This window comes from Alteromonas sp. 009811495 (assembly GCF_028865455.1).
Lineage (GTDB): Bacteria > Pseudomonadota > Gammaproteobacteria > Enterobacterales > Alteromonadaceae > Alteromonas.
This window is the reverse complement of the sequence record NZ_CP113972.1, coordinates 505819-525711: the sequence shown is the minus strand read 5'-3', so window position 1 is coordinate 525711 and position 19893 is coordinate 505819. Positions and strand designations below refer to the sequence as shown.

Sequence of the window (19893 nt, the reverse complement as noted above, 5' to 3'; positions counted from 1 at the left end):
CGCTTTTTTACTCATTTTTACCCACGCTAACGTCGGTCATAGTTCACTTTTTTCTCAGGGTGCTGATAGTACCCTTCCTTCAACAAACGCTTAAAGCGAGTTAACTTTCCATCAAGTGTTAGCTCTTCAAGCCCTTTGTTGAATAACGACAAGATAAGCTGACTGTCGGTATCGCCTTTGGGGACTAATAGGTGGGTGGTTACGGTAGAAATAAATGGCTTAACAAGTGACACTTGTCTGCGCTCGGCGCTGGTAAATTCGCGCTCCAACAAATACCACCCCGTCAATTCATCAATAGGGAACACATCAATTTCACCGGCTATTAGCGCCTCGAGACTCTCTTTATCGCTCTTAAACTTAACAATGTTGTTGTTATTTTTGATAAAAGCCGATAGTTCGTCGTTGTATAAGTAGCCTTCGGTTATGCCCACTTTCTGCGACGCTAAATCATCTAATGTCTGCCAAGTTTTTAAACCAGTGTCAGTGTGAGTATAAAATACCAAGCTCTCAGCACTGATTGGCGCTGAGTGGTGAAACTCCTTTTCGCGTGATCGTACAAAGTTACCATACGACAATGCATCGTAGTCGCCACGCAGTGTTGCCTCTAACGCCTCATCCCATGGTAATGACACAAACTCTACTACTACGCCAGTTTCCAAAAAAGCGTCAGCAATAATATGATTGATATAGCCATCGTGCTGCATATCGGTTGACGTGTAGGGAGCGTATTCTGCAGTGGCTATTTTAAGCTTCATCCATGCATGTGCAGCACTTTGCATAGGCACAAATGCAAGAAACGAGGTCGCAAGTAAAAGTGTTCTTATGATCATGTTGAAATGCCCCTAAAAGTAAATACCAAGGTTAATGTTTAACCGATGGGTTGTTTCTTCTCTACCGTCTAAGTCGAGTCCTACTCCAGGGCCACCTGAAAACCACATATTCTTACCTTGAATGCTATCGACATACACAAACAATTTGCTCCAACCAAAGCTACATCCATTAATCCACTGTGATGAACGCTTGCCTGAGGCTTCCTGCCCTTTAGCTGCGCTAAATTCTGAATAACAAGTGACAGACTCTATATGATCAAACTGATAAGGCACTGAGTAAACGAAGTTTGCTGAATAAGTTTCACCATCGGCGGCTGCCAAGAAAGGAAAAGTGAACGCTGATAGCGCTATACGATCGTCAGCCTGCCCTTCTGGCACAGCTAAGTCGTATTCGTAATCAATATATTGCAACTCTACTTTTACATTTCCCTGAGTATGACGAAGGTGGACCGCGTAAGCGTTCATGTCTCCATCCTCAAGGGTATCTAAGTTAAGAATGTTACCGTATTGATAAGACACTCCGATATCGGTTGTCGCCCCCCGAATAAAGCTGGCTGAATAATTTGCGCGTAAGTTGTATTGACCATCTTCTTGGTTGCGATACTCACCGTCATCGGCAACATCAAATGAATATCGTGAAAACTTCGCTGCGTCGTTGTATTCGTCGTTCATGAAATACGCCGCTTGAAAGTCCCAGTCGCCGCGTTGATGATTTATCTTTATACCCGCGTCGTAGTCATCTTCAAAACCTAGGTAGTAATTGACCGAAAACCAGAAATTATTACTCGCAAAAGGCTGTAGACCAAACGGTGTTTGTGTAATGCCTGCAGTAATGTCTGTGCGCTCGTCGTAATGGTAGGTCAAATCAGCAAAACGTACGGTATTAAAGTCGACATTCTCATACCAGCGGTATTCAGCTTTGTAGCTAAACTTATCGGTATCGCCCGACACACCCAGCTTAAATGACTCAAATTCAAATCCATCTCTAAATTCTGGTAGCTGCCAGTCTTGATGACCGTAGTTAACCCTTGCGTGTCCGGTAAGGTTAAAAGGCAACTCATCTGCCCACGCAGTACTTACCGCGCAGAATGAGAACAAGGCCAAAGCAAATGCGGGGAGTAGCTTTCTCATAACGCTTCCTGTGTTTATTTGAGTGGGAACCCTTTTGTAAAAGCGCACTCTATATCTATCATGGAACGACATAGCTTAAGATGTATGAGCAGTGGTGCAGCTTGTAAAAATTCCCGCTAACGTAGTAGGTTGTACCACACTAGGATTATTCCTTCGGTACTTTGGTTACTGAGCAAACCTTACAAAAAGATCATTTGAAAAATGGAAAAAAGCGAAACTATTGCCTGCCACTTATACGACTATATTGAAATAGCCTGTATGTACCAGCTGCACGTTGCTGCCACGTTGAAAGACGGAAATACCGTGACAGGAAAAGCACTTAATACTGCTATAAAGCAGATACAGGGCGTTGCCCAAGAGTGTTTAATGATAGACACGGCTGACGATAAAGGCATTCACTACATTGTCATTTCCAAACTGACAACCCTTAGTGCAATCACAGAAAATCCACACTTCGACGTAGTACACTTTTAATCGCAGCAACGCTGCGCTAAAGTGCTCACGCTATTTCGCTTCGGTTTATTTTTGAGTATAACTATGACACAACACGTTGCTGCTATTACTTTTTTTGTTGATGATTACGACAGTGCCATTGCGTACTTTACTGACGTAATGCAGTTCACACTAACGGAAGATAAAGTAACCGGTGAAGATAGTCGATTTGTATTGGTTACGCCGCCACAAAGCAGTACCAGTTTACTCCTTGCAAAAGCGAATTCTGAAAAAGAACGCGCTCTCATTGGTTGCCAGGCTGCAGATAAGGTATTTCTTATTTTAAACACCGACGATTTTTGGCGTGATCATAAGCACCTTGAACAAAACGGTGTAACATTTTTAGAAACCCCTAGAGAAGAGGTCTATGGCACCGTCGCCATCTTTAAAGACCGCTATGGCAACAAATGGGATCTTATTCAAAGTGCGTAAGGGATACGGTTTATCTGTTGTAGAGGAGACATCTAGTGCACGCTATGAAGCGCTCAATTATTGCTGATATTGTGGCTGTTGCCGCTATTGCTCTGCTAATCACTACCACGTTTTACTGGATTGAAGCGCGTAAAGAGGTTATCTACTTATGTGACAACTTTACGCCTGGCGTGTCTAAAAAAAGTGTTTTACGCCAGCTAGATACGGCCAATCTTCTCATCTGGGACACCACCTTTATAGCAAATGGTAGCAAGGTTGAAGCGTATAGCCCCCTTCATTTAGGGTATATGCAGTGCAGTGTTCAGTTTAATAAACAAGACATAGTGGTATTCTCGATAGTCGAGTAAAGAGCTGTAACGAACCCTTTTGGTGCAACGTTTACATCACTGCAACACCTCATTCACTGGCGTGCTAAAAGTCGTAAAGGCAAACTTACCATCTGCTCGTGAGCGCCCTTAGTTAACTTTCCCCATTGCTGTAACCCTTTGTGCTGTAAACGTATAATTACGCTGTGTCTTCTTAACGCAAACTTTTTCCTATGCAAAAAATCAAACATAGTGTCATCGAGGATGTTTTCGCCCTGGTAAGCGCAGGCTTGTTTGTTGCGTTTGGCGTGTTTCTTTTTCAATCTCAAGATTTAATGGTAGGCGGTGCCGCGGGACTAGCGCTTTTGGGTACCTATGCCGTAGATATGAATTTCGGATTACTGTTCTTCTTAATTAATCTGCCGTTTTATACCCTAGCGTGGACACAAATTAGTAAACGGTTTACGTTAAACACGTTTATTTCCGTTACCACGGTATCGGTGCTGACTGAACAAATCCCAGCGTTTGTGGACATCAGCCATGTGAACCCATTTTTTGCGGCTGTGTTCGGTGGCATTTTGATTGGGGTCGGTATGCTTATTATGTTTCGTCATAGCTCAAGCTTGGGTGGCGTTGGCATTATGGCGTTCTATTTACAACAACGCTTTAATATTCGCGCAGGTACATTTCAACTTACCGTAGACACCAGTATTTTGCTTTGTGCCCTGTTCTTCATTCAGTGGCATTTGGTGCTTATCTCAATTTTGGCGGCGTTCTGTTTGAATATGGTTATTTCACTTAACCACCGTCCTGAGCGCTATTTTCCCAATCAAGTAGAAAAGCAGCAGGCACAAACAGTGTCACCACAGCATGATAATTTAGAGACCGACATGCACCCTCAAAACGGGTAATGGCGTAACGTCATGTAACTAGCAATGTTGACTAGATGAATAAAAATAAAAAGCCCGATGACACCTAGGTGCATCGGGCTTTTTTGTATCTCTCATTTGTATCTTTTAAACGTCGAAAACCAGTGACTATTGCTTCTTCTGAACGGGTCTAGACGGTCGACTTACTACTCCACGATTTACTCTAGGACGAGAAAACGAAGTACGCATACAAACCTCACTTATGAGTGTTGCTCAGCGCAGTTGAAGGTGAAACATTCACCGCAATCCTGTTACCAAGCATCAACAGTATAGACTCAACTGGTAGGGTTTCGTCTCATTCTTTTGGTGAATAGTGCTTTATAAAATTGTATATAGAGGGAGTGCAAAGTGGCATGCATTACTTAGATCATTGAAGGCTATAGACTTTTACTTTTGTCTGTAGCAACAATGCTTAACAATAATTAATGGTATTAGACTAAAGATATTTCACGATGCGGGGAACGCGCTGAGAAACGCGTGTCATGAGTTCGTAATCGATAGTACCTGCACATTGCGCTACTTCGTCAATGGGCACGTGCTCTCCCCATAACTCAACCATGTCACCAATTTCTACCTTTGGAATGTGCGTAACATCAATGGTGATCATATCCATAGACACTCGCCCCACTAAACTAGCCCGTTGCCCTTTTACCATGACCGGCGTGCCGTTAGGACAATGTCGCGGGTAACCGTCGGCATAGCCAATACCCACTGTCGCTATGCGACTAGGCTTTTCAGCAGTCCATGTTTGCCCATAGCCCACACCTTCACCTTGAGGTACATCTCGTACCGCCAAGATACTTGCTCGCAGTGTCATAGCTGGAAGTAGAGTAATATCGGTAAGTGCCTGCGTAGACACCTTACCGCCATATACGCCAAGACCAAGTCTATTCCAGCGACCATGGCTAGCCTGCCAATTTACGGTTGCGGGGGAGTTCGCTAAGCTCAGTGGTAAATTGAGTGGCAACACCACGCGCTCAAAAGCGCTTAATTGGCGTTTAGTAAATTCATTGTCCACATCGTCGGCACAAGCAAAATGTGTAGCGATAACGGTTTCGTCGCTAAGCAAGTGGCGATAGGTAGTGACAAGCTGAGCCACGTCGTCTAACGCAAAGCCTAGCCGGTGCATACCGCTATCTACTTTAAGCCAAATGTGCGGGCGCCTATCGGCAGGACAAGCCTCAAGCCATGCTAGCTGCGCTTTACTGTGCATAACCAAAATACAGTTATGTTGGTAAGCCATTTGACACTCTTTTGCTTGATGAGCGCCTTCTAATACCACAATAGGGGCTGTGATCCCGGCGTCGCGAAGCGCAATAGCCTCTTCAATTATCGCCACCGCAAATCGCGAAGATACATGCTGAAGAATACGCGCCACATTTACTGCACCATGCCCATAAGCGTCGGCCTTGACCACTGCCATAGATTGGCTAGCAGGCGCAGCGGCCGCAAGTTGCTTAAAGTTATGTAGAAGCGCATCGGCGTGGATAATAGCTTGCGTTTGACGACTCACAGAAAAACACGTTCCTTCAAAGGGTAACTAAACATGATAAACCGAAAGTGTATCATGAGTTGCTTAAAAGCGTGCCTATTCAATTGCCTTCACTGTTAAAGCCGTTATGCGTTATGCTTGGCATCTTCGCGCTAAGGGCTAAACAAGCCACGCATTCAGGACATTAGGGGTTTTATTCATGCCATCGGACTCACCAGCAAACAACTCGCTTCACGCACTTGCCCATTCATTGAATCGCATTGTTTCTGAAGGCAGAAACCCAGATACCCTCGATATTGATACCCTGTCTACTACAGACATTTTGTCGCGTATAAACGCCGAAGACGCCAAAGTGGCCAGTGCAGTGGCCACACAAATTGCGCAAATAGCAAAGGTAGTCGATGCCGCGGCGCACAGTATTCAGCAAGGCGGCCGTCTTATTTATGTTGGCGCTGGCACCAGTGGGCGACTAGGCATACTAGACGCCGTAGAGTGTAGGCCAACATTTAGCGTTCCAGACGATGTGGTAGTGGGGATAATTGCAGGAGGCGAGAGCGCCATACAGCATGCGGTTGAAGGTGCAGAAGATAACGTAGACGCCGGGCAACGTGATTTAGCGCAAATCGCATTAACACGTGCCGATACGGTGGTGGGTATATCTGCGAGTGGGCGAACGCCCTACGTCAGCGGTGCGTTAGCTTATGCTCAGTCTGTTGGGTGCGTAACAGGTGCCATAGCCTGTAGTCCTGATGCCGCTATATTTGAAAAAGCAGATATTACAATTTGTCCTGTGGTTGGCCCTGAAGCATTAACAGGTAGCACACGAATGAAATCGGGTACTGCACAAAAGATGGTACTGAACATGATTAGTACCACCACCATGATAACGCTGGGTAAAACCTACGAAAACTTGATGGTTGATGTGAATGCCAGCAATGAAAAATTGAAAGCTCGCGCATTGCGCATTGTAATGCAAGCCACAGACTGTGATGAAGATACCGCTCAGCAGGCGCTATTGGCATGTGATAACAAAGCCAAAGTAGCCATTTTAATGGTGTTAACTGGCATGAGTGCGAGCGAAGCGCATTCACAGCTACAAGACACCAATGGCTTCCTTCGAAAAGCGGTTCTTTCGTCAAAACAAGCAGCAAAGCAAGGCGAATAGCGTGATGTTGAATAAACACAACATTCGCCAACTTAGATGGGGCTTGTGGGTGTGCTTCACCCTGTTTATTACCGCAAGTTGTAGCAGCAATAACCTCGTTAAAACAACGCACATTGCTAGCACCGCTAAGCCAATAGTCGGTGCTCAGCAGTTTGACACTTACCTGCCCTTACTCACAAACAAACGTGTTGCGTTAGTGGTTAATCAAAGTGCGCTGGTAGAAACTGATACTGAAAATCCACACACCACGGCACAGCCCAACAGGGTGCATTTGCTAGACGCTTTATTACAACAAGGTGTAAACGTGCGCGCGGTTATGTCACCAGAGCATGGTTTTCGTGGTAATAAAGGTGCGGGTGAAAAAGTTGAAAGTGCAGTCGATAGCAAAACTGGCTTACCCATTTACTCGCTGTATGGCAAAACGAAAAAGCCTACCGCAGAAATGTTGCACGGCATTGATACCTTGGTGTTTGATATTCAAGATGTAGGCGTTCGATTTTACACCTATCTAAGCACGCTACATTATGTTTTAGAAGCGGCGCATGAGCAGAATATTGATGTTGTTTTGCTAGATAGGCCCAACCCCAACGGAAGGTTTGTTGACGGACCTGTATTGGAAAGCCCTTTCTCTTCATTCGTGGGCATGCACCCCATACCCGTGTTGCACGGTATGACCCTTGGCGAATTAGCTCAAATGATGTTGGGAGAACAATGGGTCAAGGTTTCCACTCGCAGTACATCATCGCTTACTGTAGTGCCTGTGAAGCATTACTCTAGGTATCAAATGTACTCGCTTCCTGTTGCACCCAGTCCAAACCTACCTAACGATGAGGCCATTCGCTTATACCCCACCTTGTGTTTTTTTGAAGGCACAGATGTCAGTGTAGGTCGCGGTACACACTATCCGTTTCAGCTTATTGGTCACCCCTCTGTGTCGTTAGGTAAAGCACAGGTGCCTGTTGCTGCCAATAACGCAGCCCCTTTCCCTAAGCACAACAATACACTTTTACATGCCAACATACTGATAAATGCACATGACACGCAAACGGCCCCACTGATTGAAGGGCTTAATGTCGAATTTTTGGTTAACACATATCACCACTTTATAACGAGCAATCGAGCGGACAACACCTTTTTCACTCGACCTGATTTTTTCGATAAGTTAGCAGGCACTAACACCTTTCGAATGATGATAGAAGAGGGAAAAACACCCCGTGAAATTCGGGAAAGTTGGCAAGAAAAAGTGGCAATTTTTAAGCAAAAAAGAAAGCCCTATTTGCTTTATCCAGAGTAAGAGTCGCGAAAATTCCACAACGAGAGACGCACAAACCAACCCATGTTAGTGAGTGCTCACAATTATTACTTAAAAGTGTTTCTTTTGGCGTTCAATAACTAAGAAGTTAACACTTACATACCTGAAAGAGCACATTATTAAAAAGGATTCTATTCATCCGACGTATCCCGTTGTGTAACGATACTAGACAACCTAGCTTCCATTTTTGCTTTTCGCGTCTTTAAAGATTCTCTGTCAATACGCTGTGTATTACTGAGCGCTTCATCGATGTCAGCAATAGATTGTATGAGTTGTGATTTCAACGCTTCACGGTTTGCAGCGTCTTCAGCTTTATCGAATATGACGTCTTCTGGCGCCTGAGTTCCTAATGAAGATTCGCTGTGTTTAATGTGATCTTTGCTCTTTGAGATCTCGGGTGTTTTAGCAATCATTTTAAGGCCATCAGGCTGGGGGCGCTGGTTTATAAAACCGGGAGAAACTATTTCTATATCCGCATTGTGTAGTGCGTCTAAAACACACTTATGTAACCTGGAGCGTGCACTCAGTAAACTCTTTACTTCTAGCAGTAGCCCAGACACGCGATAGCTTACCGAAAAGTCGCCTAGCGCAATTACCTGCACAAAAGGCTCTTTAAGCTCTGCGCTATCGGCCGCTTTTAGCAAATGCTGCTCAATGACGCTATGGTGAATATCGTAACCTAGGCTAATTTCAACACTGACTATTGCCCCAGAAGCACGTGTTACCGTTACCGGTGAATTCACCATCAACGTATTAGCAAAGGCGATGAGCTCTCGACTCTCTGTCTGAACTTCTATGTCAAGTAAACCCATTTCTGTTACGCGCCCGCTATAGCCCTCTACTTTGATAAAGTCGCCCACTTTAAATGGGCGATTTACTCTAAGTACAATGCCCGCCATTACATTGCCAACCATTGTCGTGGAAGAGAATGCGATAACCCCAGACACCAGCACACCAATTAGTGCTATTACTTGGTTGCGAGTACTTTCGCTTACGGGCAGCGCCATCGCTATTACTACAGCACCAACAATGGTCAATATAAGCAAGGTTACTTGCCGGGGTAGCTTTTGCTCACTTGTAAGGTGACTTTGTTTACCAAGCAAAACATAGTGAAGCACCGTCAATGTGCCGACCACAAAAACCAGTGCGATACACAGTGGCACGAAAACACGCAGCTCGCTGAGTAGTGAAGCGAATGAATTGGCTGTATCCACTTTTATTGTCCTTTTTGGTGCGCTATTTTGCTTTGTAAGTGTATGTACGTTTTTGAAACTATGCTGCTTTTGTTGCCTGAAGGTTATTGTGCCGACAGGGTTACTGGTGTACGTCCTTGTGCTTGTATTTTCCCCATCATAACGCGAACTAAGGCATCGAATACTTCACTTGTGACACTTTGTCCTTTGAAGTTTCCCTGCGAAGATGCGTCTTGTACATTAATTACGTAACTATAGGTTGCAATCGCAATATCTGTATATGGCCGCACCCGCTCAGCAATATAGGGCATGCGTAGTGGCACAAAAACCACTTTTTTCCCCGTATTTTTTGCGTGCTGCATTATTTCTTGCGCAAAATTATGCACTTGAGATTGCTTGGCTCGCTGCTTGACACTGTGCGAGCTATCTAACCCACCCAACTCATAATTTGCATGAAGTGGAGTAATATCTCCCACAATAACGACGTCAGTGTCGTTTACTAATCGCTTAATCATTGATGCGGTGGGTAACTGAACTAAAGGTATACACGCAAATTGAATTTTAGAAAGCACTTTCCCATTCCCAGCGAAATGCTGGAAAAGCGCATTTTCAAAGGCGATACAGCGAGCTGTATCAGGCATAAGCGCAAGTAACTTTTCACTGTTTAAGGGCAGTTTTTTGTGGCCGTATAGAACCGTAACCGACGCCTCAGAAAGCGCTTTCTTTATCTGTTCACCCTTGCGTGTTAAAGCACTTGCATTGCGTTTATCCAGATTCTCTTGAACTTCATTTAACCACCAAGACATTGGCTTTAACACGAACTGCTGTAATTCGAAGCGCTGCTTTGTTTTAGCAATGCGGTTAAGCGAAGCGTTAAGTGCATTTCTGCTTTCTTTATTAGAAAGTAACGCTTTAGTGACGTTATCAATTAACTGGCTAAACTGACGGATGTCGTTTTGATTTCGAATTGTGTAGGGCATTAACGCAATATCTGCCCCTGCATTAAACGCGTTGCTCATTGCCTCCTCGGGCGTGAAGAATTGCGAAATACCCGCCATATCAAGCGCATCAGTCACGATTAACCCGTTATAACCAAGCTGCGTACGCAATAGCTGCTTGAGGATTTTTTCAGATAGCGTTGCTGGCACAATTTGCTGGTTACCGTGTTTATCAACAAGCGTTGAACTATCTAGGGATGGATATTGAATATGCGCACTCATCACCATCGCGGGTACCGCATTGCTATTAATGATGTTAGCAAACGGAGCGACATCGCCTGCCATGGCTTTCGCTTTGTCATGCATAACCTTAGGTAGCCCACTGTGACTGTCTACATGAGTATCACCGTGCCCCGGAAAGTGTTTAATAGCGCTCAGTACACCAGTTTGTTGCATAGCACCTACAAATGCTTGGCCAAGTGCAGCAACGTGTTGCGGGTTTTCAGAAAAGCTACGCACGTTAATAACGGGGTTTTTCGGTTCACTGTTAACATCTACCGATGGCGCAAAATTAGTATTGATCCCCAACGGCAACAACGCATTGCCAATATGTTGTGCGACATTTTCGGCAAACGCAGTACCGTGTTTTTGAAACGTCGCGCCTATTGCCATATTACCTGCAAATGGTGGTAACACCGAAGGTGGTAAACGCGCCACTCGTCCTCCCTCTTGATCTACCGCGATAAATAGTGGAGGACGCCCTTTTTGAAGCATGTGCTTTTGCATTGAATAATTCAGTGACACTAGTTGTTTAGCGTCTACGATGTTCTCAGCGAATAGGATAATGCCACCGATATTGTGTTTGCTTAAAACGTCGAGTAATTCAGGAGGCATTTCAGTTAGTGGGGTACGACACCGCGTTGATGGCGTATTGTCTTGGCAGAAATAGCGAAAATCGAGAATAATTTTCTGCCCTATCCTGTCTTTTACGGTACGAAGCTCACTATCTGAAAGCTTGAGGTTCTCTATCTTACTTTGGGGTATCGCGTTCTGGGCCACCGCGTTTGGGGACACTGGGCTCTTGAACACTGAATTTTGGGCAAGCGCATTACTGCTAAATATGCATAGTAATGTTGCGGTGAAATAGCACAAACAGTGCGTGAATAATGATGAAAAACGTAAAGAGAATTGCAATGTTGATCTTATCCTTGGTAACACGGCACACAATACGGTACGCTACCATAAATCAATACGTTCCGGCACAACGAACTGCTCGGATAACCCTAAAATGCGCTGGCTTTCTGATATCAAAAATTTAATTAGCGCGTTTAGCCATGCCCGTTTAACAACACACTGATAATAAGATTGGAAAGAAGTATGGATTGGATGTCAGTCATCCCCCCACTAGTGGCAATTGCCGTTGTTTTTTGGAAAAAAGAAGTCATCTTGGCCTTAGCACTTGCCGTGCTGTGCGCTGAAACACTCATTTTGGTGAATGGTGATATTGCTGGTAGCTATATGGCACCTATCAATGCGATTGAGCGCGTTGTAGATACTGCCTCAAGTCCGGGAAACACCAGAGTATTAATTTTCTCTGTATTGGTAGGGGCGCTACTGGCCTTCATTCGAGATTCTGGCGGTGTAACCGCTACGGTCAACTATTTAGTAAATAAAGGGGTTGCTAAAAGTCGTAAACAAGTGGGCGGTTTAACCATGTTTACCGGCATCGCCGTTTTTATCGAGTCAAATTTAAGCGTGCTTACAGCAGGTATATTTGCGCGGGGATTATTCGACCGTTTTGGTATGAGTCGGGCGCGGTTGGCCTATATCATCGATTCAACGAGCGCCCCGGTATGTATATTGATCCTGCTAAATGGCTGGGGTGCTTTTATATTGAGTTTACTTGATGCCTATGAGCTTCCGGCATCGTCTGCCTCCATTTTATGGGGTAGTGTTGCGTTTAACTTCTATGCCATCTTCACACTACTCATTGTGGCTTACACCATTTCAGTAGATAAAGTACACGGCCCCATGCGTGAGGAAGAGCACGCCATGACTCGCACTGAAGTTACACAAAGTGCCGAGCCGGCCACCAAAGCTCGTTTTATGTTAGTGCCCCTTCTAGTGATGGTGCTTAGCATGGTGGGCTTTATGTTTTTTACTGGTAACGGGGTGTTGTCAGAAGGCAGCGGCAGTAAATCAGTACTTTACGCCACTGCGTTAGCAACGGCAGTTGCCTATGCTTTACTGCTTCTACATAAGCGGTTTACGCATCAAGAAGCCGTTGAAATAGGTTTTAAGGGAATGGGTGAACTGCTTCCACTGGTCACTATAGTATTACTGTCGCTAACACTAGGTAACAGTTTAAAAGTGTTAGGTACGGGCGTGTTTGTAGCGGGAATTGTGGGTGAATACCTTCCGCTAGTGCTTATTGTCCCTATGCTGTTTATTGCTGGCGCGATTATGAGTTTCACAACGGGAACCTCATGGGGCACGTTTGCAATATTGATCCCAATTGGTGTTCCACTTATTCAAAGTTTGGGGCTCCCCCCTTCGTTGGTAATTGGCGCGATTTTAGGTGGGGGCATATTTGGCGATCACTGCTCGCCGATTTCCGATACCACAGCGGTATCCTCGCTTGCGGCCGGATGCGACGTGCTAACGCACGTTAAAACTCAATTCCCCTACGCACTGTTTGCTGGTGCACTAACACTTGTCGCCTATTTTATTGCTAGCGTATTAATGATTGGGTAGCAGGTTACCCGCTCAATTTACCAGCTCAATGTCGTTAAAGGAGGTCAGTCATTGTGAAACGGATTAACAGAAATCTAAGGCCACTTTTTGCTTTTTTAGTATTAAGTACCCTTATTGCATGTTCACACTCGCCACAGGAAAAAAGCACTGAAGCCAAAGCGTCAACAGTATCAACGAGTGCTAGTCAACATGCTGTTGCTATGCCTGACAGTTACAGTGCCGATGCTGCAATGCAAGTTCTGCAAGAAGGGGGGAACGCAATAGATGCTGCAATTACCGCGCAGTTTGTTTTAGCGGTAACCCTACCTGAAGCGGGTAATGTGGGCGGTGGCGGCTTTATGACCATCAAGTTTGAAGACACTACTGACTTTCTAGACTATCGCGAGATGGCGCCAGAACGCGCGCATCGGGATATGTATTTAGACAATGAAGGTAACGTTAAGACCTACGAGTTATTATTTGGTGCCAAAGCATCAGGTATTCCAGGCACCGTGGCAGGCATGTGGGCGGCGCATAAGAAGTACGGTACATTGCCCTGGGAGCGGCTTCTAGCACCTGCAGTGGCACTGGCCGAGGACGGCTTTATTGTTCACGAGAAGCTGGCCAATAATATTGAGCGATACATTGCACGCACCACAGAAAAAGGCTTGGTAAGTAACTTCAACGACTACTTTGCGAAAGCTACTGCCAACTCACTGTTTAAGCAGCCCGAACTTGCCAACACCTTAAAAGCCATTCAAACAAAAGGTAAAGATGGATTTTATAAAGGAGAAGTTGCCAAACACATTGTTGACTTTATGCAGCAAAATGGTGGTCTTATCACTTATGATGACTTACTTGCCTATAAGGCAGTATGGCGCAAACCACTTCATCTAAATTGGCAGGGATATGAACTTGTTACCGCTCCCCCTCCTAGCTCAGGCGGTGTCGCTGTTGCTCAATGGATAGGTATGCTTGAGGCATTTAGCCAAACTCATGAATTACCCGCGCAAAACAGCGCCGAGTACATTCACATCATGTCTGAAATTGGCAAACGTGTATTTGCCGATAGAGCCGAATATATGGGAGACCCAGATTTTATTGAGGTTCCGGTGAATGCATTAACTCAACCTGACTACATCGTACGAAGAGCGTTGGACATTCAACCAAAAAGTATTTCTTCTACGGAAAATATCAAACCGGGACTAAAAGAAAGCGAAGATACCACTCACTTTTCCATTATGGATAAATGGGGTAATGCAGTGGCGAATACTACCACCATCAATCTTACTTTTGGTAGCGGCGTTGTTGTAACAGGCGCGGGCTTTTTGCTAAATGATGAAATGGACGATTTTAGTGCCAAGCCGGGCGTACCCAATTTCTTCGGTGCGGTAGGAGGGGATGCGAATGCCATTGAACCATACAAGCGTATGCTATCGTCTATGACGCCCACTTTAGTGACAAAAAATGATGACGTTGTATTGGTAACCGGTTCCCCTGGTGGCACTACCATTATATCGTCGGTTACACAGTCGTTGTTAAATGCATTGCTATACGATATGCACGCAGAAGCCGCCGTGAACGCGCCGCGTTTTCACCACCAGCTCTTACCAAAAGATACTATTCGCATGCACAAGGGGTTTGATGAGCACACTCAACAAGCTTTAACCGAGTTTGGCTATACCCTTGATGAGCGGCGTTTTGGTGATGTACATCTGATAAAGCGCACGCCAAGTGGTATTGAAGCCGCTTCAGAAAAAAGCGGCAGAGGCAAAAGTATCGTGATGCCTACAACAATAGCGCCTCTTCAATAGGCATAAATCGCGACGCTGCTTTTTGTAAACTTTCAGCGGTTAGTGTAGGAACGCCATAAACACTAACCGTTTTTCCTTTCTTTTTGAGAGTGTTCACTAGAATATCAAAATCGCCGTCACCTGATACCAAGATGACCTCGTCAACATCAGTCGCATGTTCAAGTGCATCTACTGTTATACCAACGTCCCAATCACCTTTTGCAGAACCATCACTTCGCTGAATGAAAGGCTTAAGCTTTACGTGAAAACCGATAGCACGCAGAATATTCTGAAACTCTCTTTGCTTGTTATCCCCTTTATCAATGGCATAAGCGAAAGCGAGCTCAATATCAGCTTCATTGCTTACGGCTTGCCAGAAATGGTTGTAGTTGAAATTGCGCTTGTATGCTTGGCGACAGGTGTAATACACATTTTGGACATCAACTAATACTAAGACCTTCTTCACGTGAAGCACGCTCCTGTGATTAACGGGTGTTTCATAATGCCTTTAATAGTTGCGTATTACGAGTCATTCTGCTTGTATAAAGTGTGATAAATAAAAATAAAAATAAGACAATTACAATGAACAAATTTATGCGTGCGCTTCACAATTACCTAGGGCTTATCTTGTGTATACAAATCGCCTTATGGTTTTTAAGTGGCTTGGTAATGGCCTATCTTCCCATAGAAGAAGTAAGAGGAAACCACCTGCGCAGTAAAGTGACTACCCAATGGCATAGCGCTTTAGCCAGCCCATCTAGCATACTTAGCACCCACAGTGAGAGTGCAACGTTATCACTTACCCACAGGCTAGAGGTTCAAGACGGAGCGCTTGTCAGTACGCCGGTTTATCAGGTCAAGGATAAAGACAAGGTTTACCGGTACAATGCGCTAGATGGTAGACAATTGATGTCTATGAGTGAAGACACAATCAAGATGCTCGCACTTGCTCAATATCGCGGGAATGGCAATATTCAATCGAGTGAATTAATAACCACACTTCCGCAAGAAGTGCAGAACCTTACAGCACCGCTATGGCAGACGGTATTTAATGACGAGTTTGACACTCACTTCTACCTTGACCCAAACACGGGGGCCGTGTTGAGAGTGCGCACTGATACATGGCGCCTGTTCGATTTTATGTGGATGCTTCACATTATGGATTATAAAGATCGCAGTAACTTTAATAGCCCGCTGCTTATAGGGTTTTCTGCTAGTGCCCTGCTTTTCACCTTAACAGGCATTGTGCTGCTGTATCATCGTTTCAAACCACGCAGACGACGCAGTATATTTAAACGAGGCGCGTATTAATAAGATTGCGTTGAGGGAAGGAAAAGCGTCCTTCCCTGATGGCAGGTAACGCTAACTAGCAAAAAGCTGCTTAATATCGGCAAAAGCCTTAAATTCTAGGGCATTACCAAAGGGGTCTTTGAAAAACATGGTCGCTTGCTCGCCGGGTTGCCCCTTAAACCGGATATAAGGCGCAATAACAAACTCTATGTTCGACGCTTCTAACTTTTCAGCTAAATGTTGCCAGTCGTCCATTGTAAGAACAACACCAAAGTGAGGGACGGGCACCGCATGATTGTCCACACCATTGTGCGACGGCGGCGAAGGCATTTGCTCTACACAGTGTGTTACCAACTGATGACCAAAAAAGTTCCAGTCTATCCATTGTGTGTCACTACGCCCTTTTTCACACCCCAATAACTCACCATAAAATGCATTAGCGTCATCTAAGTTTGTGACGGGTATTGCAAGATGAAATGGCTGAGGCATAACAACTCCTGTTACAAAAACTTCTTAAGTAACGATAATTTTAACTTTGAAAATGGTGCGTACCTAAAGGGTACATCAAGGGCAAACGATCGTTTCATTACGGTCTTCAAGTGACTGAACGTATCAAAACCGTGACGCCCGTGGTAGCTGCCCATGCCACTGTTACCTACCCCACCAAAAGGAAGTTCAGGGTTAGTCATAAACATCATGGTGTCATTGGTACACACACTACCTGAACTGGTATGGCTTATAATATGGTCGAGCACCTCATCGTTATCACTAAAAGCGTATAGTGCAAGAGGCTTTGGACGGTCATTAACAAAGGCAATGCCCTCATCAATACTGTTTACAGTGATGATTGGGAGGATAGGACCAAAAATTTCCTCTTTCATCACAGGGCTGTCTAGCGAGGGCTCAAGTACTAAAGTTGGTGCCATAGCAGGACGTGACTCGTCCGTATCGCCACCGTAGACAACATTAACGCTATCAAGGTAGCTTTCTAACCGCTTAAAATGACGATGATTAATAATATTGCCGTAATCGCGAGACGCTAAGGCCTCTTTGCCATACTGCTTTTTCAATTCTTTCTTAATGGCATCGATAAGCTTTTGTTCAAAACCTTTTTCTACAATGACATAGTCAGGCGCAATACAAGTTTGCCCTGCATTCATCCACTTGCCCCAAACTAGACGTCTTGCCGTAACCGTTAAGTTGGTATTCTTGTCAACAAAGCATGGGCTTTTACCGCCTAGCTCTAAAGTCACGGGTGTAAGATGACGCGCCGCCGCACTCATCACTATTTTGCCTACGGCTTCACCGCCTGTATAAAAGATATGATCCCATTTGCACGCTAGCAGCGCTGTCGACTCGTCCTTACCCCCTTCAATGACTTCAACACAAGACGCATCCATGTATTGTGGAATTAACTTAGCCACAAGTGCAGATGTTTCTACCGCTAATTCTGACGGTTTAAGCACTGCACAGTTACCTGCTGCAAGTGCGGCAATATAGGGCGCGAGTAAAAGCTGTAACGGGTAGTTCCATGCGCCGATAATTAAGACGGTGCCAAGGGGCTCTGGTTGCTGAAAGCTTTTTCCTGGCCACGCCACCATGGGTGTAGACACTTTACGAGGCTTCACCCATTTATCTAGGTGCTTTAAGGTATGATCGATATCAGATAACAGAAAGCCTTGCTCAGCGACCATCGCTTCGGTTTCGCATTTGCCTAAGTCTTTTTTCAGCGCCTGCAAAATATCATGCTGGTTTTCTTCCAGCATACGCTTTAGGGCCTTAAGCTGAGTTTTGCGCCAATCCAACGATTGTGTTTTGCCAGTAATATAGCTGTTATTCAGCTTTTGCACGGTATCAACAAAACACACACCCGATTCAACTGCATGAAGAGAAGGTCTATTTGGCATAAGAAGGCTCCAATGGCTTAAGCAAGCACGAAACAATTTACTTGGTATCTTATATTAATAGGGATGTTGGCCTTCAACGCAACTAAATTGTTAATTAATGTTTAAGCGCCGTGTTGTTTTGGCCGTAGTTTTCGGCGTAAGACATTGATTTTCTGTAGGGTAAGATCAATAAAGCCCAGCATATGCTGGGCTTTACAAATAATAAAAACAAACCTATTTCGGTCTGCGCGCTTCAACGCCTCTTAGGCGTCGTAAGGATGACGCAATACGATGGTTTCGTTTCTGTCTGGACCTGTTGATACGATATCAATAGGAACACCAGTAAGCTCTTCTAAACGCTTAATATAGTTCTTAGCAGCTTGTGGAAGCCCTTCAAACTCAGTCACACCAAAGGTGTTGTCTGACCAACCTGGCATTTCTTCATATACTGGCGTTACTTTTTCGTAACCGTCAGCGGCCATTGGAGGTACATCTTTTACGTTACCTTCAGCGTCTTTGTAACCAACACAAATTTGTAGGCTTTCTAGGCCATCAAGTACGTCTAGCTTGGTTAAGCAGAAACCTGTGATTGAGTTGATTTGTACCGCTCGCTTCATTGCTACCGCATCAAACCAGCCGGTACGACGCTTACGACCAGTAGTCGCGCCGAACTCATGACCTTTAACACCTAGGTGTTGACCCACTTCACATTCAAGTTCAGTTGGGAAAGGGCCAGAACCTACACGTGTGGTGTATGCTTTCACAATACCAAGTACATAGTCTAGTTTAAGTGGGCCAAAACCAGCACCTGTTGCAACACCACCAACAGTGGTATTAGAAGACGTAACATAAGGGTAGGTACCGTGGTCGATGTCTAAAAGCGTACCTTGTGCACCTTCAAACATAATAGGTAGGCCAGCATTGTGTGCTTTATCTAGCTCGTCAGTTACATCAACAACCATTGCTTTTAGGATGTCAGCAACGTCCATTGCACACTTTAAGGTTTCGTCAAAGTCTACCGCTTCAGCACCATAGTATTGGGTAAGCGTAAAGTTATGTACGTCTAGTACTTCTTTTAGCTTAGCTGCGAAGTCTTCTGCGTTGAATAAGTCGCCAACACGCAGGCCGCGACGGGCTACTTTATCTTCGTAAGCCGGACCAATTCCGCGACCTGTTGTACCAATTGCTTTCGCGCCACGTGCTTTTTCGCGCGCTACATCTAATGCAATGTGATAAGGAAGAATTAACGGACACGCCTCACTGATTTTCAATCGCTCGCGCACAGGAACGCCACGCTCTTCAAGCATGGTAATTTCTTTCATAAGCGCGTCAGGGCTAAGCACAACACCATTACCGATAATACAGGTAACGTTATCGCGAAGGATGCCTGATGGGATTAAGTGAAGAACGGTTTTTTCACCGTCAATTACTAGAGTGTGACCTGCATTGTGCCCGCCTTGGTAGCGAACAACATACTTTGCGCGATCTGTGAGTAGGTCTACGACCTTGCCTTTACCCTCGTCACCCCATTGAGTGCCGAGTACCACAACGTTCTTTGCCATGAATCATATGTGTAAGAAAATTAGGCGGGGATTCTACAAAATTCTTGCGCAAGGATCACCCCCTTTTCGAACAAAAATACAACGAAATCGCTATTATTTTTGAGCATTACATACAGGCCAACTAGCAAGGTCGAGTCCTGTATTTTTTATGCGCGCTGTAAGACATTAATTTTCATAGCATTACCAATCAAAGCCATGAAAAAAGCTGAACACTTGGTCTATTTACTACGTAAAGTACAAAAGTAGCATCACACCGATGATGACAAGCGTGCCGCCTATCTGTCTTAGCTGATTACTCGATTGCTGACTAATCTGCAGTAGATAATTTCGCCACTTGTTAGGGAACAGCAATGGCCCAATACCTTCAATTATGAGTACCAGTGCAAACGCCGGTAATAGCCACTCCATAC

At 44.9% G+C, this 19893-nt stretch carries 19 protein-coding genes; 9 read left to right on the top strand and 10 right to left on the bottom strand.

The window, feature by feature from the left end; genetic code table 11:
• Positions 1-26: 26 nt before the first annotated feature.
• Together OZ660_RS02310 and OZ660_RS02305 are read right to left on the bottom strand one after the other, a co-directional pair.
• Positions 27-824 carry a substrate-binding periplasmic protein gene (locus tag OZ660_RS02310; protein WP_342455364.1) on the bottom strand — a complete coding sequence of 266 codons (798 nt, stop codon included), beginning with the start codon at positions 822-824 and terminating at the stop codon, positions 27-29.
• Positions 825-842: 18 nt separating this feature from the next.
• A complete protein-coding gene (locus OZ660_RS02305) occupies positions 843-1961 on the bottom strand; it encodes a hypothetical protein (RefSeq protein ID WP_274742411.1) in 1119 nt (372 codons plus the stop codon).
• Between the two features lie 201 nt (positions 1962-2162).
• On the opposite strand from OZ660_RS02305, the gene OZ660_RS02300 reads away from it, so the two are divergent.
• The 4 genes from OZ660_RS02300 (at position 2163) to OZ660_RS02285 (ending at position 4101) form a co-directional block, all read left to right on the top strand.
• Positions 2163-2435, top strand: a complete 273-nt coding sequence (locus tag OZ660_RS02300) for a Rho-binding antiterminator (protein ID WP_274742410.1) — start codon at positions 2163-2165, stop codon at positions 2433-2435.
• Positions 2436-2498: 63 nt separating this feature from the next.
• On the top strand, positions 2499-2885 hold the full coding sequence (locus OZ660_RS02295) for a VOC family protein (RefSeq protein WP_274742409.1): 387 nt from the start codon (positions 2499-2501) through the stop codon (positions 2883-2885).
• A 35-nt stretch (positions 2886-2920) separates the two neighbouring features.
• Entirely contained in the window at positions 2921-3232 is a 312-nt protein-coding gene (locus OZ660_RS02290) for a hypothetical protein (RefSeq protein ID WP_319003222.1), read from the top strand.
• A gap of 191 nt (positions 3233-3423) precedes the next feature.
• Positions 3424-4101, top strand: coding sequence for a YitT family protein (locus OZ660_RS02285; RefSeq protein WP_202263374.1), 678 nt, complete (start codon positions 3424-3426; stop codon positions 4099-4101).
• A 454-nt stretch (positions 4102-4555) separates the two neighbouring features.
• On the opposite strand, the gene alr is transcribed toward OZ660_RS02285, so the two are convergent.
• Complete coding sequence (alr, locus tag OZ660_RS02280; RefSeq protein ID WP_274742408.1) at positions 4556-5632, bottom strand: alanine racemase; 1077 nt, start codon at positions 5630-5632, stop codon at positions 4556-4558.
• Positions 5633-5810: 178 nt separating this feature from the next.
• Here alr and murQ point away from each other — a divergent pair, with 178 nt between their 5' ends.
• Both murQ and OZ660_RS02270 read left to right on the top strand, forming a co-directional pair.
• Positions 5811-6776, top strand: a complete 966-nt coding sequence (murQ, locus tag OZ660_RS02275) for an N-acetylmuramic acid 6-phosphate etherase (protein WP_274742407.1) — start codon at positions 5811-5813, stop codon at positions 6774-6776.
• A gap of 4 nt (positions 6777-6780) precedes the next feature.
• Positions 6781-8070 (top strand): exo-beta-N-acetylmuramidase NamZ family protein, encoded by a 1290-nt coding sequence (locus OZ660_RS02270; RefSeq protein ID WP_274743422.1) that lies wholly within the window; start codon positions 6781-6783, stop codon positions 8068-8070.
• Positions 8071-8219: 149 nt separating this feature from the next.
• Here OZ660_RS02270 and OZ660_RS02265 read toward each other — a convergent pair whose 3' ends face one another.
• Positions 8220-9302, bottom strand: coding sequence for a mechanosensitive ion channel family protein (locus OZ660_RS02265; protein WP_274742406.1), 1083 nt, complete (start codon positions 9300-9302; stop codon positions 8220-8222).
• Positions 9303-9385: 83 nt separating this feature from the next.
• Positions 9386-11293 (bottom strand): glycoside hydrolase family 3 N-terminal domain-containing protein, encoded by a 1908-nt coding sequence (locus OZ660_RS02260; RefSeq protein WP_274742405.1) that lies wholly within the window; start codon positions 11291-11293, stop codon positions 9386-9388.
• Positions 11294-11596: 303 nt separating this feature from the next.
• On the opposite strand from OZ660_RS02260, the gene OZ660_RS02255 reads away from it, so the two are divergent.
• Both OZ660_RS02255 and ggt read left to right on the top strand, forming a co-directional pair.
• On the top strand, positions 11597-12973 hold the full coding sequence (locus OZ660_RS02255; protein WP_202263371.1) for a Na+/H+ antiporter NhaC family protein: 1377 nt from the start codon (positions 11597-11599) through the stop codon (positions 12971-12973).
• A gap of 62 nt (positions 12974-13035) precedes the next feature.
• Complete coding sequence (gene ggt, locus OZ660_RS02250; RefSeq protein WP_274743421.1) at positions 13036-14766, top strand: gamma-glutamyltransferase; 1731 nt, start codon at positions 13036-13038, stop codon at positions 14764-14766.
• Here ggt and OZ660_RS02245 read toward each other — a convergent pair.
• Positions 14741-15211 (bottom strand): LabA-like NYN domain-containing protein, encoded by a 471-nt coding sequence (locus tag OZ660_RS02245; RefSeq protein ID WP_274742404.1) that lies wholly within the window; start codon positions 15209-15211, stop codon positions 14741-14743. The two genes, ggt and OZ660_RS02245, sit on opposite strands and share 26 nt — an antisense overlap.
• Before the next feature lie 116 nt (positions 15212-15327).
• Between OZ660_RS02245 and OZ660_RS02240 the strand changes: the two genes are divergently transcribed.
• The gene (locus tag OZ660_RS02240) at positions 15328-16056 is read left to right on the top strand and encodes a PepSY domain-containing protein (RefSeq protein WP_274742403.1); all 729 of its coding nucleotides are present in this window, start codon (positions 15328-15330) and stop codon (positions 16054-16056) included.
• A 51-nt stretch (positions 16057-16107) separates the two neighbouring features.
• Here OZ660_RS02240 and OZ660_RS02235 read toward each other — a convergent pair whose 3' ends face one another.
• From OZ660_RS02235 to OZ660_RS02220, 4 genes are all read right to left on the bottom strand, one after another.
• Positions 16108-16524 carry a VOC family protein gene (locus OZ660_RS02235; protein ID WP_274742402.1) on the bottom strand — a complete coding sequence of 139 codons (417 nt, stop codon included), beginning with the start codon at positions 16522-16524 and terminating at the stop codon, positions 16108-16110.
• Positions 16525-16535: 11 nt separating this feature from the next.
• Positions 16536-17942: an aldehyde dehydrogenase family protein gene (locus tag OZ660_RS02230; protein WP_159627270.1), complete on the bottom strand. Its 1407-nt coding sequence runs from the start codon at positions 17940-17942 to the stop codon at positions 16536-16538.
• Positions 17943-18184: 242 nt separating this feature from the next.
• The gene (locus OZ660_RS02225; RefSeq protein ID WP_159627271.1) at positions 18185-19483 is read right to left on the bottom strand and encodes an adenylosuccinate synthase; all 1299 of its coding nucleotides are present in this window, start codon (positions 19481-19483) and stop codon (positions 18185-18187) included.
• A gap of 225 nt (positions 19484-19708) precedes the next feature.
• Positions 19709-19891, bottom strand: coding sequence for a DUF2065 domain-containing protein (locus OZ660_RS02220; RefSeq protein WP_159627272.1), 183 nt, complete (start codon positions 19889-19891; stop codon positions 19709-19711).
• Between the last annotated feature and the right edge of the window lie 2 nt (positions 19892-19893).

Excerpts from the sequence above, each read along its gene's own strand:
- murQ (WP_274742407.1), top strand. The coding sequence starts at position 5,811 with ATGCCATCGGACTCACCAGCAAACAACTCGCTTCACGCACTTGCCCAT.
- OZ660_RS02295 (WP_274742409.1), top strand. The coding sequence starts at position 2,499 with ATGACACAACACGTTGCTGCTATTACTTTTTTTGTTGATGATTACGAC.
- OZ660_RS02285 (WP_202263374.1), top strand. The coding sequence starts at position 3,424 with ATGCAAAAAATCAAACATAGTGTCATCGAGGATGTTTTCGCCCTGGTA.
- OZ660_RS02230 (WP_159627270.1), bottom strand. The coding sequence starts at position 17,942 with ATGCCAAATAGACCTTCTCTTCATGCAGTTGAATCGGGTGTGTGTTTT.
- OZ660_RS02240 (WP_274742403.1), top strand. The coding sequence starts at position 15,328 with ATGAACAAATTTATGCGTGCGCTTCACAATTACCTAGGGCTTATCTTG.
- OZ660_RS02255 (WP_202263371.1), top strand. The coding sequence starts at position 11,597 with ATGGATTGGATGTCAGTCATCCCCCCACTAGTGGCAATTGCCGTTGTT.
- OZ660_RS02270 (WP_274743422.1), top strand. The coding sequence starts at position 6,781 with ATGTTGAATAAACACAACATTCGCCAACTTAGATGGGGCTTGTGGGTG.
- OZ660_RS02235 (WP_274742402.1), bottom strand. The coding sequence starts at position 16,524 with ATGCCTCAGCCATTTCATCTTGCAATACCCGTCACAAACTTAGATGAC.
- OZ660_RS02225 (WP_159627271.1), bottom strand. The coding sequence starts at position 19,483 with ATGGCAAAGAACGTTGTGGTACTCGGCACTCAATGGGGTGACGAGGGT.
- OZ660_RS02220 (WP_159627272.1), bottom strand. The coding sequence starts at position 19,891 with ATGGAGTGGCTATTACCGGCGTTTGCACTGGTACTCATAATTGAAGGT.
- OZ660_RS02305 (WP_274742411.1), bottom strand. The coding sequence starts at position 1,961 with ATGAGAAAGCTACTCCCCGCATTTGCTTTGGCCTTGTTCTCATTCTGC.
- OZ660_RS02300 (WP_274742410.1), top strand. The coding sequence starts at position 2,163 with ATGGAAAAAAGCGAAACTATTGCCTGCCACTTATACGACTATATTGAA.